Raw genomic sequence first — 15291 nt, 5'->3', positions numbered from 1 at the left:
TTCCAGAGGGTGGGGTTCCACTGACCTGCGATCGCACACAATAGCCTGACTCCGTTCATGCAATGAGAATGGCGTCACATTAATGGCTATTGGATATTGCGAACATCAGGTTGGGCCTGATTGTTACTAGGGGATTCCCTTACGCGCGGGAACCTGTGGCGCAAACCGTGGTCGCGCCAGAAGAGAATGTAGCAGATGAAAACACCGGGCCAGTAAACCATGATGTTAATGTGACATCAATGCCCGTATGTGGCATTTTGATGGTGAATTTTTTGGGGATCAAGAATCGCCATAAACAGCCGATAACCCCTCAATAGTGAATTCATCAGAACAAGCCCAGGAGTCATTGATGGCCGGCATTCTCGACACGGTAGACCAACGCACGCAACTGGTGGGTGAGAATCGCCTGGAAATTCTCATGTTTCGCCTGGCCGGACGCCAATTGTTCGCGATCAACGTGTTCAAGGTTCAGGAAGTTCTGCAGTTGCCGAAGCTGACCCTGATGCCGCAGCGTCACCCGTTTGTCTGCGGCGTGGTCAACCTGCGTGGGCAGACGCTGCCGGTGATCGACCTGTCCCAGGCGATCGGCATGCGTCCGCTGGTGCCGGGTCCGAACAGCACCATCATCGTCACCGAGTACAACCGTTCGGTGCAGGCCTTCCTTGTCGGTGGTGTCGACCGCATCGTCAACATGAACTGGGAAGCCATCCTGCCGCCGCCAACCAGCGCCGGACGCCAGCATTACCTCACCGCGATCAGCAAGGTCGACGATCAACTGGTGGAAATCATCGACGTCGAGAAAGTCCTCGCCGAAATCGTCCCGTACAACGCCAAGGTCTCGCGCGACAAGCTTGACGATCCGGTGCTGGAGCGTGCCCGTGGCCGCGAAGTGCTGCTGGTGGACGACTCCAACGTGGCGCTTTCGCAACTGCGCGACACCCTCGGCCAGCTCGGGGTGAAGATGCACATCGCCAGTGATGGCCTGAAGGCACTGAACATGCTCAAGGCCTGGGCCGATACCGGCGTGAACATGACCGACAAGCTGCTGATGGTGTTTACCGACGCGGAGATGCCGGAAATGGACGGTTATCGCCTGACCACCGAAATTCGCAACGACCCGCGCCTGCGCGGTCTGTACGTGGTGTTGCACACCTCGCTGTCCGGCAGCTTCAACGACTCGATGGTGAAGAAGGTCGGTTGCGACAACTTCCTCTCCAAGTTCCAGCCGGACAAACTGGTCGATGTGGTGCGTCAGCGTCTGATGCTCGATGAAGTGCCAGCCTGACCACAAAGCCACGCCGCCCCTGTAGGAGCTGTCGAGTGAAACGAGGCTGCGATCTTTTGATCTTTAAAGCCAAAGTCAAAAGATCGCAGCGTGCCGCAGCTCCTACCTTGTCGTGCAGTGCTCGAACTCAGGCTTTGATTCGCCGATAAAGCTCGTATAGGGTGGCATTTTTGCCCATCAGGAAGCTGGACATGCTGCGGCTGAGCGCGCTTTATCGTTACCCGTTGAAATCCGGCAAGCCCGAGATTCTGCAATCGATTGGCCTGGACAAACTCGGCCTTGAAGGTGACCGACGCTGGATGCTCGTGGACGAGGTCAGCGGCCGCTTCCTGACCCAAAGGGCTGAGGCGAAAATGAGCCAGCTGTCGGCGCTGTGGAATGCGCAGGGCGGTCTGACCCTCAGTGCGCCCGACCACGCCGCGCTGGATATTCCGTTGCCGGAGGACGATGCCGAGCTGCGCGGCGTGACCATCTGGCGTGACACCTTGCGCGTGCCGGATGCCGGTGATGCAGCGGCCCGCTGGGTCAGCGATTTCATCGGCAAGCCGACCCGTCTGGTGCAGGTTCCCCTGGATCGCGCGCGTATGACGCAGGCCGGTTACGGCCGCGAGGATGATCAGGTGGCATTCGCCGACGGTTTCCCGTTGCTGCTGATCGGCGAGGCGTCACTTGAGGATCTGGTGCAAAAGGTCGGACGACCGCTGGAGATGTTGCGCTTTCGGCCGAATCTGGTGATCGAGGGCAGTACGGCGTTCGCCGAAGATGGCTGGAAGCGCATTCGCATCGGCGATGTCGAGTTCCGGGTGGTCAAGCCTTGCTCGCGCTGCATCCTGACCACCATCGATCCGCAGACCGGTAAACGCAGTGCCGATCGCGAGCCACTGGCGACCTTGCAGAAATACCGCGCCCAAGCCGATGGCGCGATGTTCGGCCAGAACCTGGTCAACGACAGCAATGGTCGTCTGGAAGTCGGAATGCCGGTGGAAATTCTCGAATAACCGAGGCCAGAAATGAAAAATGCCCGTGTCCATGGACACGGGCATTTTTTTGCACCGGGAAAAACCGTGGGCTTAGCCGCGGTATTCGCACAGGTAAGCAGTCTCAACGGCGACTTTCAGCTGGAACTTGCTGTTGGCCGGAACGTTGAACTGGCTGCCGGCGGCGAAAGTTTCCCAGTCGCTGCTGTCCGGCAATTTGACAGTCAGCGCGCCGGAAACCACGTGCATGATCTCGCGCTGAGCGGTGCCGAATTCGTATTCGCCCGGGGCCATGACGCCGATGGTCGCCGGACCTTCAGCGGTGCCAAAAGCGATCGACTTGACGGTGCCGTCGAAGTACTCGTTGACTTTGAACATGGGCGATTCCTCTCGAAAAGGGCAAAAAAGGGTTAAAAAAGGCTGGCCAGTATGCACAAGGCTCCCGGCGCCGTCACCTGCCCGGAGCGTGTCCGGCGGGTTCTCGCCCTGACTTCAGAGTGGCAAGACCAACGGCAGCAACCGCGCGGTATTGCGCGCATCTTCCAGGGCCCGGTGCTGTTGACCGCTGAACTGCATGCCGGCCAGTTGCAACGCACCGTTCAGGCCCAGTGGCCGCTCCAGGCGGCGGGCTTTGGCGAAGCGCTGTTTGAGGTTCATGTGCGGTACCCGGCTGAGCAGACTGTCGAGTTGCAGGCGCTGCCATTCCTGGAGCAACTGCTTGCGGTCGTAATCGCCCCAACTGGCCCAGCCTTCGAGGCGCGTCTGATGTTGCCCAAGCCAGCGTTCAAACGCCGGCCAGACTTCGCTCAATGGCTGTGCGGCATCGATGTTGGCCTGGGTGATGTGCGTGAGTTCACGGCAAAACGGCGTCAGCAACGGCCGCCGGGTCGGTTTGACGAACCGCTGAAAGTGATCCTGCTCGCGACCGGCGCGATCGACCAGCGTCGCGCCGATTTCGATGATTTCCATTTCCGTAACCGGCCAGCCACCTTCATCTGTGGTGGCTTCCAGATCAATGACCAGCCAATGGGGCATCGCAGGTTTCCTGATTTACGCGTCCTGATAGATCAGAGCGTAGTCAAACCTTGCGTTTGCGCCTGGCGACTCACTCGACCTGCAACAGAACCTGACGATTTTTTACCTGATCGCCGACCTTGACCTGCACCCGCTTGAGCACGCCGTCGATGCCGGCCTTGAGCGGGTGCTCCATTTTCATTGCCTCCAGCACCACCAGCAACTGACCCTTGCTGACCGGACTGCCTTCGCTGACCAGCACGTCGACGATGGCACCGTCCATCGGCGCCTTCAGTGTCCCTGAGCTGACGCTGCTCTGACTGCTGATCAGCGCATGAGTTCGATCCTCCAGGCGCAGGTTGCCGGGGTGGGTGAACAGCCAGAGTTCTTCGCCATCGATCCGGTAGGCGTGACGTTGGCGCAGGCCGTCGACTTCCAGCGTCACCGCGCGCTCGTCGCACTCGATGACGGTCAGCGCCAGTGCGCGTTGCATCACGTTCACGGTGAAGCGGTTATCGCCGCCCGTGTGCAGTTGCACGCTCCAGTCCTGCTGTTCAAGCCCGAGGCGGTAATCGAGGGGTACGCCGACATTGTTGCGCCAGCCTTTGAGCGGCGCACGATGCGCCTGTGCGCCGGCCTGATAGAACAGCACGGCGGCAATCGCCAGTTCTTCGGCGCCGGGTGCGTAAGTCTGCAGGCAGGGATGGTCAGTGAAATGCTGCGCGATGAACGCGGTGCTGAATTCACCGCTGATGAACTGCGGATGTTGCAGCAGGCTGACCAGCAAACGCTGGTTGCTCTGGACGCCGAGCAGCACGCTGTCCTGCACCGCGCGCAACAGCTTGCGGCGCGCCTCTTCGCGGGTGGCGCCGTGGGCGATCAGTTTGCCGAGCATCGGATCGTAGAACGGGCTGACCCACTGACCTTCGCCCAAGCCGTGATCGATCCGCGCGCCCGGACTGACTGCCGGTTCCCAGGCCTGTACACGACCGGTCTGCGGCAGGAAATTCTGCGTCGGATCTTCGGCATACAAGCGCACTTCCATGGCGTGGCCGTTCAGCGTGACCTGATTCTGAGTCAGCGGCAGCGGCTGGCCTTCGGCGACGGCCAGTTGCCAGGCGACCAGATCCTGCCCGGTGATCAGTTCGGTCACCGGATGTTCGACCTGCAGACGCGTGTTCATTTCCAGAAAGTAGAATTGCCCTCGGGCATCGAGCAGAAACTCGACGGTGCCGGCACCGACGTAATTCACCGCGCGGCCAGCCTTCAATGCCGCTTCGCCCATGGCCTGGCGCAACTCGTGGGTCATCACCGGGCAGGGGGCTTCCTCGATGACTTTCTGATGGCGGCGCTGCACCGAGCAGTCGCGCTCGCCGAGGTAGATCAGGTTGCCGTGGCAGTCGCCGAACAGTTGCACCTCGACGTGGCGTGGTTCGATCAGCGCCTGTTCGAGGATCAGTTCGTCGCTGCCGAAACCGTTCAGCGCTTCGGAGCGGGCGGTGCGCAATTGCGCTGGTAAATCTTCGCTGCTGTGCACCAGACGCATGCCACGCCCGCCGCCGCCGGCACTGGCCTTGATCATCAACGGGTAGCCGATGCGCTCGGCTTCGCGCAACAACGTTGCGTCGTCCTGCGCGGCACCTTGATAGCCGGCGATGCAGGGAACACCAGCGTCGAGCATGGCGATTTTCGACAGGCGTTTGCTGCCCATCAGTTCAATCGCCTCGGCGCTCGGGCCGATAAAAGTCAGGCCGGCCTCAGCGCAGGCGCGGGCGAATCCGGCATTCTCCGAGAGGAAGCCATAGCCGGGGTGGATCGCATCTGCACCGCTGCGCCGGGCGGCGTCGAGGATCGCCGGGATGTTCAGGTAAGACTGCTGCACTGGAGCCGGGCCGATGTTCACGGCTTGATCAGCCATTTGCACGTGCAGGGCATCGGCGTCGGCATCGCTGAACACGGCGACGGTGCGGTAGCCGAGGGCCTGGGCGGTGCGCTGGATGCGGCAGGCGATTTCACCGCGGTTGGCGATCAGGATTTTGTGGATGGCGGGCATGGCTGTTCCCTCGGAATTTGCGGTGTAGGTGCTGGCCTCTTCGCGAGCAAGCTCGCTCCCACATTTGGAACGCTTTCCGTCTGTGGGAGCGAGCCCGATCGCGAAGCTGTTAAGGCGCCCACGTCGGTTTACGCTTTTGCACGAAGGCCATGGTGCCCTCGATCCCTTCGGCACCGGTCACCGCTTCGCTGAACCAACGCGCCGCATCATCCAGCAATTCATTCGAGGGCTGCCCGGCACTGGCGAGCAGCAATTTTTTGGTCGCCGCATTCGCCTCGGGCGCGCAGCACAGAACGTGGTCGAGCACTTCGTCGAGTCGTTCTGCCAATGCCTGCGGATCCTGCTCGACAAAATGCACCAGTCCCAGCCGCCGCGCCTGATGGCCATCGAAGCGCGCGGCGGTCAGTGCCAGACGGCGAGTCTCGGTCAGGCCGATGCGCTGCACCACGAACGGAGCGATCTGCGCTGGCAGCAAACCGAGGCTGGTTTCCGGCAGACCGAACTGCGCCTGATGATCGGCCATCGCGATATCGCTGACACATGCCAGCCCGAAACCACCACCGAGCACTGCGCCCTGTAAAACGGTGATCAGCACTTGTGGTGCGCCCTGAGCTTCTTGCAGCAGGGCTCCAAAGGCGCGGTTCAACTCGCGGTAAGCGTCGGCCCCTTGGGCACGGGCATTGGCCATGTCCTTGATGTCGCCACCCGCACAGAAATGCCCACCGGCACCGCTGAGGACCAGAGCGCGAACACCGCGGTCATCACGCACTGCCGCCAGCACCGCACGCAGTTCGCTGACCATCTGCAGGCTCATCGCATTGCGGCTGTCCGGGCGATTGAGGGTGATGTGCAGCACGCCGCCGTGCTGTTCCAGCAGTAAGGTCTGGCAATCGGGCAGGGGGCTCATTTCTTTTTCCCCGGCAGGATGCCCATCAGTTTGCAGATGATCCCCAGCATGATTTCGTCGGCGCCGCCGCCAATCGATACCAGCCGCACGTCGCGATAGGCGCGGGCCACCGGGTTGTCCCACATGAAGCCCATGCCGCCCCAATATTGCAGGCAACTGTCGCTGACTTCACGGCCGAGACGGCCGGCCTTGAGTTTGGCCATCGACGCCAGGCGCGTGACGTCCTGACCTTTCACATATTGCTCGGTGGCCTGATAGACCAGCGCTCGCAGGCATTCGATTTCGGTCTGCAATTCGGCGAGACGGAAGTGGATCACCTGATTGTCGATCAGCGCATTGCCGAAAGTCTTGCGCTCCTTGCAGTACTCGATGGTGCTGTCGACGCAATATTCCAGGCCCTTGATCATGTTCGCCGCGCCGAACAGGCGTTCTTCCTGGAACTGCAGCATCTGCATCATGAACCCGGCGCCTTCGTGGCCGATGCGGTTGCGCTGCGGCACACGCACGTTGTCGAAAAACACCTGGGCGGTTTCCGAGCTGCGCATGCCGAGCTTGTCCAGGTGCGAGCTGAGGCTGATCCCCGGGGTGTTCATCGGCACCATGATCAGCGACTTGTTGATGTGTGGCTTGTCGTCCGAGGTATTGGCCAGCAGGCAGATGAAGTCGGCGCTGGGCGAGTTGGTGATCCACATCTTGCTGCCGTTGATCACGTAGTCATCGCCGTCCTTTCGCGCGGTGGTCTTGAGCCCGGCGACGTCGGAGCCGGCACCGACTTCCGAGACGCCGATGCAACCAACCTGCTCGCCGCTAATCGCGGGACGGAGGAACTCGTCGCGCAATTCATCGGAGCCGAAGCGCGCCAGCGCCGGGGTGCACATGTCGGTCTGCACGCCGATCGACATCGGAATGCCGCCGCAATGAATGGTGCCGAACTCCTCGGCGGCGACAACCGAATAGCTGTAGTCGAGGCCCATGCCGCCGAATTTTTCCGGTTTGGAAATCCCCAGCAGACCAAGGTCGCCGGCCTTGCGGAAAATCTCGTGGATCGGAAAGCGCCCGGCCTTTTCCCATTCCTCGACGTGCGGGTTGATTTCGTGCTCGACGAATTGGCGGACGGTGCGGCGCAGTGCTTCGTGTTCCGGGGTGAAGATCATTTTTATTGTTCTCCTGGGGATCCGTGGCAGTCAGAAGCGGCTGACGCCGAAGCTGTTGGGTTGCAGCGTGCGGATGTCGGCTTCGTGGCAGATATCCAGCAGATAACCGAGCAGGGTGCGCGTATCGCGTGGGTCGATCAGGCCGTCGTCCCACAGGTTGGCGCTGCCGTACAGCGCGGTGGACTGGCTGTCGAGTTTCTGCGCGGTGACCTGTTCGAGCATGTCGAGCATCTTCGGATCCGGCACCAGGCCTTCCTTGAGCTGTTTGGCCTCGGTGACGATGCGCAGCACCTTGCCGGCCTGCGCGCCGCCCATCACCGCGGTGCGGCTGTTGGGCCAGGCAAAAATGAAGCGTGGATCGAGACCGCGCCCGCACATCGCATAGTTGCCGGCACCGTAGGAGCCACCGACGACAATCGTCAGTTTAGGCACTCGCGCATTGGCCACCGCTTGAATCAGTTTCGAGCCGTGTTTGATCACGCCTTGCTGCTCGGACTCGGTGCCGACCATGAACCCGGTGGTGTTGTGGAAGAACAGCAGCGGCGTCTGGCTCTGATCGCACAGTTGAATGAACTGCGCGGCCTTGCTCGCCCCGGCCGGCGTGATCGGGCCGTTGTTGCCGATCAGGCCACAGGCGCGGCCCTGGATTTTCAACTGGCCGCAGATGGTTTGCTGATCGAACTCGCCCTTGAATTCGAGGAACTCCGATTCGTCGGCAATCCGCGCAATGATTTCGCGCACGTCGTAGGGTTTTTTCGGGTCATCGGGAATCAGCCCGAGCAGCTCGTCGATCGGGTACAGCGGCGCCTTGTATTGCGGCTCCGGCAGCCACGGCAGTTGCTCGTTCCACGGCAGCATGCGCAAGATCTCGCGGACCAGGCGCACGCCATCGGCATCGTTCTCGGCCAGGTACTCGGCGGTGCCGGCGACCTGCGCGTGCATCTCGGCGCCGCCCAGCTCCTCGTCGGTGGCGACTTCGCCGGTCGCGGCTTTGAGCAGCGGCGGCCCGGCGAGGAACAGCTTGGCTTTGCCGCGCACCACCACCACGTAATCCGACAGCCCCGGTTGATAGGCGCCGCCCGCCGTCGCCGAGCCGTGCACTACGGTGATTTGCGGCAGACCCATGGCCGACATCCGCGCCTGATTGGCAAAGCTGCGCGCACCTTCGACGAAAATTTCGGCAGCGTAGTTGAGGTTGGCGCCACCGCTTTCGGCGAGGGTGATCACCGGCAGTTTGTTTTCCAGGGCGATCTGTTGCAGGCGCAGGGACTTTTTCAGTCCGGTGGGAGAGATCGTGCCGCCCTTGATCGCGCTGTTATTGGCCACCACCATCGCCCGTATTCCCGACACGTAACCGATGCCGGCGATCAGACCGCCACCGGCAGCGCTGCCATCCTTGTCGTCGTGCAGTTTGTAACCGGCCAGGCTCGCCAGTTCAAGGAACGGTGCACCGGGGTCGAGCAGCAGGTTCAGGCGTTCACGGGGCAGCAGTTGCCCGCGCTTGTCGAATTTCGTCTTGGCTTCGGCAGCCTTGTTCAGCAGGTTCTGTTCCAGTTGCTGGACATGCTCGATGGCCGCGAGCATCGCCGCGCAATTGCGGGCGAAAGCTTCACTGTGCGGATCGAGTTGGGACTGGATCTGCGGCATGGCTTACTCCTTGTCCTTGAGCACGTCGGGCAGGTACGCCCGATGGAAACCGTTGAACGACTCGCTGTGGCTCGCCTTGTGCAACGGCCATGCGCGGCTGCCAAGACTGGCGGCGCCATCGATTTTCAAGGTGCTGCCGCTGATGAACGCCGCCGCTGGACTGAGCAGGAAAACGATCGCCGCACTGACTTCCGATTCGGTGCCAATGCGCTTGAGCGGTACGTGTTCGCGCAGCATCGGAATCACCGCTTTGAACGCGCCTTCATAAGTGTCCATGCCGCTGGACGCGATCCAGCCCGGCGCCACCGCATTGACCCGCACCCCGGCGTAACCCCACTCGAACGCGGCGGTCTTGGTGAAGTTGTCCATCCCCGAGCGTGCCGCGCCCGAGTGGCCCATGCCGGGCATGCCGCCCCACATGTCGGCGAGCATGTTGACGATGCTACCGCCGTGCTTGCTCATCGACTGGTTGAACACTTCTCGGGCCATCAGGAAGCCGCCGACCAGATTGGTGCGCAACACGGTTTCGAAACCTTTCTGATTGATCGAGGCCAGTGGCGACGGGTACTGGCCGCCGGCATTGTTGACCAGACCGTGGATCGGCCCGTGTTCGGCGATCAGTTCGGCAATCAGTGCCTTTACCGCGTCTTCGTCACGGATGTCGCAGGCTTGCCAGTGAGCGCTGCCACCGTCTTCGGCGATTTCGGCGGCGACCTTTTGCAGTTTTTCCGGCTTGCGCCCGACCAGCAGCACAGTGGCGCCGAGCGCAGCCAGTTCATGCGCGGTGCAGCGGCCGATGCCGCTGCCGCCACCGGTGACGATGATGGTCTGGCCGCTGAACAGATCGGCTTTGAAAATCGATGCGTAAGCCATGAAGCCCAACCTCTAGTCGAGTTGTTCGGCGATGCTCTGCGGCACCGGGATCTGGATTTCCAGCAGTTGCTGGGCGAAGGCTTTGCCCTGTGGATCGATACGCAGACTTGCCACACCACCGCCACCGAGGGCGTTCTCCAGCAGAAAATTCAGGCTGTGGGTGCCGGGCAGATACCAGCGTTCGACCCGACCGTGAATCGGGTCCAGTACATGGCGCATCCAGTCGACGATCACCGCCGGCGTCAGCGCTTCGGCGATCCATGGCAGGTATTCCGGGCGGCGCGGCAAGACGCCGATGTTGCTGTGGTTGCCCTTGTCGCCGGAACGCGCCACCGCCAGTTTGACCAATGGCACACTGGCGTCGGCGCGGCCCTGGGGTTTGGGTGGCTGCTCGGGGATTGGCAGGTCATGGCTGTCAAGCGGCATCTGCGCGGGGAGGGCGCAGGGATGTTGTTCACCGGCCATGTCGATGTGCAGGGCGCAGGCCGTTTTTTCAATCAGGAAAGAGAACAGGCGGATCAGCGGGTAAACCGTCGGCCGTCCGCCGACGATGCCGGTCAGCCCCGGCGCCATGCCGGTGGCGGCCTGGGCGATTTCCCGGGAGAACAGGATCAGCGCCGGTTTCAGCGAATGGCGCACGGCGAGTTTGATCACCACCTCGCGGCTGTCGCGACGCTGGCCGTGAGGGCCGTAAGTGGCTTCGCTGCCGAGCAGTTCGATATTGACTTCGCTGTAGGGCGGCCAGCCGCGCTGGCTGAACATTTCCGAGGTCTTGTCGATGATTGCCTGGCTCACGCGCCGCGCCTTGTCCACCGCATCGATGCCGGCGATCAGGCAACTGGCGGTGCAGCGGAAACCGTCCGGGTAAGTTGCGCTGACCTTGTATTTGTCACTCGGAGGCAAGCCTTTGGCACCGTGGACATGCACGGCGTTTTTGCCCTGTTGCTGCAGTTTCACTTGAGTGAAATCGCAGACCACATCCGGCAACAGATAGGCCTGCGGATCACCGATTTCATAAAGCATCTGCTCGCCAACCGTCAGCGGCGTCACCAGCCCGCCGGAGCCTTCGGGTTTGCTGACGATGAACTGGCCGTCGGCGCTGACTTCGACGATGGGAAAACCGATGTGTTCGTAATCCGGCACGTCGCGCCAGTCGGTGAAATTGCCCCCGGTGCATTGCGCGCCGCATTCGATGATGTGCCCGGCCAGCGCGGCCTGGGCCAGTTTGTCGTAGTCGTGCCAGACCCAGCCGAACTCATGCACCAGCGCCGCGCTGACCACCGCGCTGTCGACCACCCGGCCGGTAATGACGATGTCGGCGCCCAGGCGCAGAGCCTCGACGATGCCCGGCGCGCCGAGGTAGGCGTTGGTGGAGACGCACATCGGCGGCAGCGGCGCGCCGTTGAACATTTCGTGGATGCCCAGGGCGGTGAGTTGCTTGAATTGCGGTTGCAGGTCATCGCCGAGCAACACGGCGATTTTCAGGCTGACCCCGGCCTTGTCGCAGGCAGCCTGCAGGGCGGCGGCACAGGCTTTCGGATTGATCCCGCCGGCATTGCTGATCACGCGAATCTTCTGCTCGGCCAGTTGCGGCAGCAGCGGCGCGAGCACCTCAACGAAGTCCCCGGCGAACCCTGCCTGCGGGTCCTTCATACGGGCGCCGGCCATGATCGACAGGGTGATTTCGGCCAGGTAATCGAACACCAGATAATCCAGCTGTCCGCCGGCCACAAGTTGTGCGGCGGCGGTACTGGTGTCACCCCAGAATGCGCTGGCGCATCCGATGCGGACGGTGGTTGGCATTTTTATCTCCGACTCAGGGACCTGCGACAGAAGTGTCTGGAGGCTACCAAGCAAGCGCTTGGTTTGTAAACAGCTGAAATATCTTCTGCCCAAGCGCTTGCTTGGTTGCGGTCCCGGGCTTAAATTGCGCGCAACCCTGCGTGTTCAGGGGGCAACAGACTGATCGACTGTAGGAGAGAACGGGTGGACGAGCAAAAAGCCCTGAGGGTCATGCGCGAACTGGTTGACCAGGGCCAGTTGACCGACCCTGACAGCGCCCGCGGCAAACTGCTGCAAGTGGCGGCTCACCTGTTCCGCAACAAAGGCTACGAGCGCACCACGGTGCGTGACCTGGCGGGGGCGGTGGGGATCCAATCCGGGAGCATTTTTCATCACTTCAAAAGCAAGGATGAAATCCTTCGGGCGGTGATGGAAGAAACCATCCGTTACAACACCGCGTTGATGCGCGCCGCGTTGGCCGAAGCCAGTAACGTGCGCGAGCGGGTGCTGGCGCTGATCCGCTGCGAGTTGCAGTCGATCATGGGCGGCAGCGGCGAAGCCATGGCGGTGCTGGTCTATGAATGGCGTTCGCTGTCCGAAGAAGGTCAGGCCCGGGTGCTGGCCCTGCGCGATGTCTATGAAGACCTCTGGTTGCAGGTGCTGGGCGAAGCCAAGGAGGCGGGTTTTATCCGTGGCGATGTATTCGTTACCCGACGTTTTCTCACTGGCGCGCTGTCCTGGACCACCACCTGGTTTCGTGCCGGCGGCAGCCTGAGCCTTGATCAGTTGGCCGATGAAGCACTGATTCTGGTGCTCGAAGAGCGTTAACCCACGTTCCAACAGGTCAGGAAACTGGCTAACTGGGCGAAACCGCCTAGCTTGAATGCATTGATCGGTATTTTTTCGGGGAGTGGGGTGTTTTGAAGTCTTCGCCAATTCGGACGACCGCAGGGCTTTTGCTCGTAGCGCTGACGGTATTTTGGGTGTTGCCCGCGCAGGCAGCGCAACTGGTTCGAGTGGGCGCCGCGCACTTTCCGCCTTACACCATCCGCCCGGAAAGCGGTGCCGACACCGGTCTGCTGCCGGAATTGGTCGAAGCGCTGAATGCGTTGCAGACGGAGTATCAGTTTGTCCTGGTACCGACTTCGATTCCCCGGCGCTTCGGCGACCTGAAGGAAGGTCGCACCGACATGGCGATTTTCGAAAACCCGGAGTGGGGCTGGAAGGACATTCCACACACCACGGTCGATATGGGGCTGGAAGATGCCGAGATTTTCGTCGCGCAACGCAAAGAAGCTCGCCAGGAGAACTATTTCGCCGATCTGAAGGGCAAGCGCCTGGCGCTGTACAGTGGATATCACTATGAGTTCGCCAACTTCAATGCCGATCCCAAATACCTGGCTGATACGTTCAATGCCTCGCTGACCTATTCCCACGACAGCAACTTGCTGATGGTCCTGCGCGGGCGGGCCGACATAGCCCTGGTGACGCGCTCGTACCTGTTCGATTATCTGAAGCGCAACGAAAAGGTCAAAGACGAGCTGCTGGTGTCGCAGCGCATCGATCAGATCTACCACCATTACGCGATTCTGCGCCCGAACGCACCGATCACCGGCGAGGCGTTCAGCAAGTTGCTGCAGGGTTTGCGCGACAACGGCCAGATGCTGAAGATCTTCGATCCGTACAAAATAGCCGTGGTGCCGGTGCCGCACTCCTGAGCAATTTTCGCCCCGGCGGCTAAATTTCCGCTCTTGGCTCACGTCCCATCGTTGAACTGTCGCCGATTATCGTGAGCCCGACCCATGTCCAATCTGAATGACCTGACTGCCCTGGCCTTGCCTTCGGGCAGTGAACTGGTAGCCGATGCTACTGAAAGCCGTCTGAGCCTGAGCCTGGACGGGCAACCGCTGATTCGCCTGCGTCTGAATCGTGACGGCACCGGACCGATTCAGCTCGATGAGCGTTTTGCCCTGCCGCCGGGCCTGGCGCTATGGGCTGCCTGCTACTGGTTGTTCGCCCGTGAGCCGGAGCGTCAGCAATTGCTCTGGCAACTGGATCAGCCGCCCACCGAAGCCTTGCGCAGCGGCTTGCTGGCTGGCACCGACGTGGCCGGCGAATACCGTTGCGAGCGCACCTTGTTCTGGCAACTGCCGCAGCCATGGCTCGGTACATCGCTGAGCGGCAGTTATCCGCAACAAATGGTGATCAGCCAGGGCAAGCGCCATCCGCTGCGTCCGGTCAAGCCGCGCGGTGAAGTCTATCGACGCTTCGATGCGCGTCTCGGGGCGTGGATTTCCCTGCGTACGCTGGAGATCGAGCAGGATCTGGCGCGATTCAATCGCTGGCAGAACAGTCCGCGAGTCGCCAGTTTCTGGCAGGAGGAGGGCAGTCTTGAGCAGCATCGCGAATACCTCAGCAAGCTCGACGCCGATCCGCACACCCTGACGCTGATCGGCTGTTTCGATGATCAACCGTTTGCCTATTTCGAAGCCTACTGGGCCAAGGAAGATCGGATCGCGCCGTTCTACGACGCCGACAGTTACGACCGTGGCATTCACATGCTGGTGGGGGAAGAGAATCACCGTGGCCCGCACAAGGTCGCGAGCTGGTTGTCGGCGCTGGTGCACTATCTGTTTCTGGATGATCCGCGTACCCAGCGCGTGGTCGCCGAACCGCGTGCCGACAACGCGAAGATGATCGGCCACATGCAGAACCAGTGCTTCCACTGCGAGAAGGAATTCGACTTTCCGCACAAGCGTGCGGCGTTGATGATTCTGGGGCGTGAGCGGTTTTTTGATCGGTGCAAGCTGGCGTAAAAGCCAAAGATCGCAGCCTTCGGCAGCTCCTACACGAAATGTATTCCTCTGTAGGAGCTGCCGCAGGCTGCGATCTTTTTTTCTGCGATGAACCGGGCTTAACGACGACCCATCGAAGCCGCATCCCCGCGACTGCCCGACACCTTGCGGCAGTGCACCAGCGCATCACGAATCATGAAATTGACCAGGGTCGGCGAGACGCCGAGTTCCTTGGCGATGTCCTTTTGCGGCACCCCGTGCAGGCGGTACATCTCGAACGCGTAGCGAGTGCGGCTGGGCAGTTCGGTCAGTGCGTCGGCGATATGTTCCAGCGTCGAGAAATTGATGTGCGAAGTTTCCGGCGAAGCGCCCTGAATGACCACATTCAACCCTTCCTCTTCCGGGCCTGCGTATTTCTGCTCCAGCGCCTGTTTGCGGTAGTGATCGATGGCGAGGTTGCGCACGATCTGGAACAGGTAACTCAATTGCGCCTTGATCGACGAAGTGATCGGCGGGGCCGACTGCAAGCGGAAGAACGCATCTTGAACCACGTCTTCGGCGCGCGAACGGCAGCCGGTAATGCGCGCTGCAATCTTCACCAGAATCAGTCGATTGTCGACAAAAGCCTGAAGTAGCGGTGAATCGCACCTGCTTGTGGATACTTGTTCCGTCATGGAAATCACCTTGCTGCCAATAGGTTAGTGGGACGCCGGGGGACGAGGCCGTCCTACACATCGAGCGACAAATTATGTTGAATGATAATGATTGTCAATTGAGAAAGAGAACTAATGCTCTGTAAAGGTG

Annotated in this window: 14 protein-coding genes; 5 read left to right on the top strand and 9 right to left on the bottom strand. The window is 61.2% G+C overall.

Annotation, left to right across the window (positions count from 1 at the left end):
* The first annotated feature begins 349 nt into the window (after positions 1-349).
* Positions 350-1285 carry a chemotaxis protein CheV gene (locus ABV589_RS05960; RefSeq protein ID WP_003226705.1) on the top strand — a complete coding sequence of 312 codons (936 nt, stop codon included), beginning with the start codon at positions 350-352 and terminating at the stop codon, positions 1283-1285.
* 191 nt (positions 1286-1476) lie between these two features.
* On the top strand, positions 1477-2283 hold the full coding sequence (locus ABV589_RS05955) for an MOSC domain-containing protein (protein ID WP_367085254.1): 807 nt from the start codon (positions 1477-1479) through the stop codon (positions 2281-2283).
* Positions 2284-2355: 72 nt separating this feature from the next.
* On the opposite strand, the gene ABV589_RS05950 is transcribed toward ABV589_RS05955, so the two are convergent.
* The 8 genes from ABV589_RS05950 to ABV589_RS05915 all read right to left on the bottom strand — a co-directional run bounded on the left by ABV589_RS05950 (position 2356) and on the right by ABV589_RS05915 (position 11713).
* A complete protein-coding gene (locus ABV589_RS05950; RefSeq protein ID WP_097088279.1) occupies positions 2356-2640 on the bottom strand; it encodes a pyrimidine/purine nucleoside phosphorylase in 285 nt (94 codons plus the stop codon).
* 114 nt (positions 2641-2754) lie between these two features.
* Positions 2755-3297: an exonuclease domain-containing protein gene (locus tag ABV589_RS05945; protein WP_367085253.1), complete on the bottom strand. Its 543-nt coding sequence runs from the start codon at positions 3295-3297 to the stop codon at positions 2755-2757.
* Between the two features lie 70 nt (positions 3298-3367).
* The gene (locus tag ABV589_RS05940) at positions 3368-5329 is read right to left on the bottom strand and encodes an acetyl/propionyl/methylcrotonyl-CoA carboxylase subunit alpha (protein WP_367085252.1); all 1962 of its coding nucleotides are present in this window, start codon (positions 5327-5329) and stop codon (positions 3368-3370) included.
* Positions 5330-5438: 109 nt separating this feature from the next.
* The gene (locus ABV589_RS05935) at positions 5439-6236 is read right to left on the bottom strand and encodes an enoyl-CoA hydratase-related protein (RefSeq protein ID WP_367085251.1); all 798 of its coding nucleotides are present in this window, start codon (positions 6234-6236) and stop codon (positions 5439-5441) included.
* The gene (atuD, locus tag ABV589_RS05930; RefSeq protein ID WP_367085250.1) at positions 6233-7390 is read right to left on the bottom strand and encodes a citronellyl-CoA dehydrogenase; all 1158 of its coding nucleotides are present in this window, start codon (positions 7388-7390) and stop codon (positions 6233-6235) included. The genes ABV589_RS05935 and atuD overlap by 4 nt, the downstream gene beginning before the upstream one ends.
* 30 nt (positions 7391-7420) lie before the next feature.
* Positions 7421-9037 carry a geranyl-CoA carboxylase subunit beta gene (atuC, locus tag ABV589_RS05925; RefSeq protein WP_367085249.1) on the bottom strand — a complete coding sequence of 539 codons (1617 nt, stop codon included), beginning with the start codon at positions 9035-9037 and terminating at the stop codon, positions 7421-7423.
* 3 nt (positions 9038-9040) lie between these two features.
* Complete coding sequence (locus ABV589_RS05920) at positions 9041-9910, bottom strand: SDR family oxidoreductase (protein ID WP_367085248.1); 870 nt, start codon at positions 9908-9910, stop codon at positions 9041-9043.
* 12 nt (positions 9911-9922) lie between these two features.
* Positions 9923-11713, bottom strand: a complete 1791-nt coding sequence (locus tag ABV589_RS05915) for an acyclic terpene utilization AtuA family protein (protein ID WP_367085247.1) — start codon at positions 11711-11713, stop codon at positions 9923-9925.
* A gap of 183 nt (positions 11714-11896) precedes the next feature.
* Between ABV589_RS05915 and ABV589_RS05910 the strand changes: the two genes are divergently transcribed.
* From ABV589_RS05910 to ABV589_RS05900, 3 genes are all read left to right on the top strand, one after another.
* Positions 11897-12520, top strand: a complete 624-nt coding sequence (locus ABV589_RS05910; protein WP_330206465.1) for a TetR/AcrR family transcriptional regulator — start codon at positions 11897-11899, stop codon at positions 12518-12520.
* 92 nt (positions 12521-12612) lie between these two features.
* Entirely contained in the window at positions 12613-13410 is a 798-nt protein-coding gene (locus ABV589_RS05905) for a transporter substrate-binding domain-containing protein (protein ID WP_367085246.1), read from the top strand.
* 84 nt (positions 13411-13494) lie between these two features.
* Positions 13495-14508, top strand: a complete 1014-nt coding sequence (locus ABV589_RS05900) for a GNAT family N-acetyltransferase (RefSeq protein WP_367085245.1) — start codon at positions 13495-13497, stop codon at positions 14506-14508.
* A 98-nt stretch (positions 14509-14606) separates the two neighbouring features.
* On the opposite strand, the gene ABV589_RS05895 is transcribed toward ABV589_RS05900, so the two are convergent.
* Positions 14607-15161: an RNA polymerase factor sigma-70 gene (locus ABV589_RS05895; RefSeq protein ID WP_003226680.1), complete on the bottom strand. Its 555-nt coding sequence runs from the start codon at positions 15159-15161 to the stop codon at positions 14607-14609.
* Positions 15162-15291: the final 130 nt, after the last annotated feature.

Origin of the sequence: Pseudomonas sp. HOU2 (assembly GCF_040729435.1) — a bacterium.
In the GTDB taxonomy this organism is placed as follows: Bacteria; Pseudomonadota; Gammaproteobacteria; order Pseudomonadales; family Pseudomonadaceae; genus Aquipseudomonas.
The sequence above is the reverse complement of the archived record's forward strand: the minus strand, read 5'-3'. Positions and strand labels throughout refer to the sequence as shown.

What these genes read in the sequence shown, in the direction of transcription:
- ABV589_RS05900 (WP_367085245.1), top strand. Translation starts at nt 13,495, where the DNA reads ATGTCCAATCTGAATGACCTGACTGCCCTGGCCTTGCCTTCGGGCAGT.
- ABV589_RS05950 (WP_097088279.1), bottom strand. Translation starts at nt 2,640, where the DNA reads ATGTTCAAAGTCAACGAGTACTTCGACGGCACCGTCAAGTCGATCGCT.
- atuD (WP_367085250.1), bottom strand. Translation starts at nt 7,390, where the DNA reads ATGATCTTCACCCCGGAACACGAAGCACTGCGCCGCACCGTCCGCCAA.
- ABV589_RS05895 (WP_003226680.1), bottom strand. Translation starts at nt 15,161, where the DNA reads ATGACGGAACAAGTATCCACAAGCAGGTGCGATTCACCGCTACTTCAG.
- ABV589_RS05960 (WP_003226705.1), top strand. Translation starts at nt 350, where the DNA reads ATGGCCGGCATTCTCGACACGGTAGACCAACGCACGCAACTGGTGGGT.
- ABV589_RS05945 (WP_367085253.1), bottom strand. Translation starts at nt 3,297, where the DNA reads ATGCCCCATTGGCTGGTCATTGATCTGGAAGCCACCACAGATGAAGGT.
- ABV589_RS05955 (WP_367085254.1), top strand. Translation starts at nt 1,477, where the DNA reads ATGCTGCGGCTGAGCGCGCTTTATCGTTACCCGTTGAAATCCGGCAAG.
- ABV589_RS05915 (WP_367085247.1), bottom strand. Translation starts at nt 11,713, where the DNA reads ATGCCAACCACCGTCCGCATCGGATGCGCCAGCGCATTCTGGGGTGAC.
- ABV589_RS05940 (WP_367085252.1), bottom strand. Translation starts at nt 5,329, where the DNA reads ATGCCCGCCATCCACAAAATCCTGATCGCCAACCGCGGTGAAATCGCC.
- ABV589_RS05935 (WP_367085251.1), bottom strand. Translation starts at nt 6,236, where the DNA reads ATGAGCCCCCTGCCCGATTGCCAGACCTTACTGCTGGAACAGCACGGC.
- atuC (WP_367085249.1), bottom strand. Translation starts at nt 9,037, where the DNA reads ATGCCGCAGATCCAGTCCCAACTCGATCCGCACAGTGAAGCTTTCGCC.
- ABV589_RS05920 (WP_367085248.1), bottom strand. Translation starts at nt 9,910, where the DNA reads ATGGCTTACGCATCGATTTTCAAAGCCGATCTGTTCAGCGGCCAGACC.